Origin of the sequence: Escherichia sp. WS3227_2 (assembly GCF_046486495.1) — a bacterium.
Lineage (GTDB): Bacteria > Pseudomonadota > Gammaproteobacteria > Enterobacterales > Enterobacteriaceae > Escherichia > Escherichia coli.
Genome location: NZ_JBJQLG010000044.1, coordinates 1 through 1,332 on the forward strand (window position 1 = coordinate 1; position 1,332 = coordinate 1,332).

The 1,332-nt window shown below is 52.9% G+C and carries 3 protein-coding genes; 1 reads left to right on the top strand and 2 read right to left on the bottom strand.

The annotated features are described in order from the left end of the window. Positions 1–213 (bottom strand): hypothetical protein (locus ACJHXB_RS24695; RefSeq protein WP_410233553.1); only part of this gene is annotated, 213 nt, incomplete at its 3' end. 2 nt (positions 214–215) lie between these two features. After that, entirely contained in the window at positions 216–776 is a 561-nt protein-coding gene (locus tag ACJHXB_RS24700; RefSeq protein ID WP_003124096.1) for a recombinase family protein, read from the bottom strand. A 264-nt stretch (positions 777–1,040) separates the two neighbouring features. Between ACJHXB_RS24700 and ACJHXB_RS24705 the strand changes: the two genes are divergently transcribed. Then, on the top strand, positions 1,041–1,328 hold the full coding sequence (locus tag ACJHXB_RS24705; RefSeq protein ID WP_410233554.1) for a PAS domain S-box protein: 288 nt from the start codon (positions 1,041–1,043) through the stop codon (positions 1,326–1,328). Positions 1,329–1,332 lie beyond the last annotated feature (4 nt).

Below are 1,332 nucleotides of genomic sequence, written 5' to 3' on the forward strand. Positions count from 1 at the left end.
TTTATTATGGTGATCCCCTGGGCGAAATACGCCTGGTAAGCAGAGTTTTTGAAATGTAAGGCCTTTGAATAAGACAAAAGGCTGCCTCATCGCTAACTTTGCAACAGTGCCGGTTTCGCTGAACGTGTAGTGACGGATCAACTCATCCTTGGTGTCCGGCAACGCCAGCAGGCTTTCGCGCTCGGCGGCGGACAGGATTGAACGACGTGGCATATTTACTGATCCGTTCTCAAGTATTGATACAGGGTTTCGCGACTGATTCCGAATTCACGAGCCAGCTTGGTCTTTTGCTCGCCAGCCTCGACACGTTGGCGCAGTTCGGCAATACGCTCAGACGACAGGGATTTCTTCCTGCCACGGTAGGCCCCGCGCTGCTTGGCGAGCGCGATGCCCTCGCGCTGCCGCTCGCGGATCAAGGCGCGTTCGAACTCGGCGAACGCGCCCATTACCGACAGCATCAGGTTCGCCATCGGCGAGTCCTCGCCGGTGAAGGTCAAATGCTCCTTAAGGAACTCGATGCGTACGCCGCGCTGGGTGAGGCCCTGCACCAGGCGGCGCAGGTCGTCGAGGTTGCGCGCCAGACGATCCATGCTGTGCACCACGACCGTGTCGCCTTCGCGCACGAAGGCGAGCAGCCGTTCCAGTTCGGGCCGCCGTGTGTCCTTGCCCGACGCCTTGTCGGTGAACACTTTATCCACCTGGATCTGTTCGAGCTGCCGTTCTGGGTTCTGGTCGAAGCTGCTGACGCGGACGTAACCGATGCGCTGACCGTGCAAGGTATCCTCCTGAGGGAAATGTGTCAGGAAGAAATCTATGACCCTTGACGGCGTATGTCAATCAATTCGGAAGGCAACTCTATTCTGACGATTTAGCGCCGGATGGTCTGACGCCAAGTTAGGGTATAGCCTAGATTGACATGCGCGATGCAACCCTTAACTTGCTTGCACCTATCGTTTCCATGCTAGCTTTATCGTAACGCTCAAGAAATTGGGCTTAATGCCGAAAACAATAAAATAAAACAGCCAACCCTTGAGGTTCTTATGCGCCAGAATTTACCAGTGACGGGTCGAAACTTAGAACTCCCAAAAGATGCCAATATTCTTTCGACTACCTCCCCTCAAAGCCATATCACGTACGTTAATCCTGACTTCATTAAAATCAGTGGTTTCACTGAGGAAGAACTATTAGGCCAGCCTCACAACATCGTAAGACACCCAGATAGGCACTGTTGCAAAGTTAGCGATGAGGCAGCCTTTTGTCTTATTCAAAGGCCTTACATTTCAAAAACTCTGCTTACCAGGCGTATTTCGCCCAGGGGATCACCATAATAAA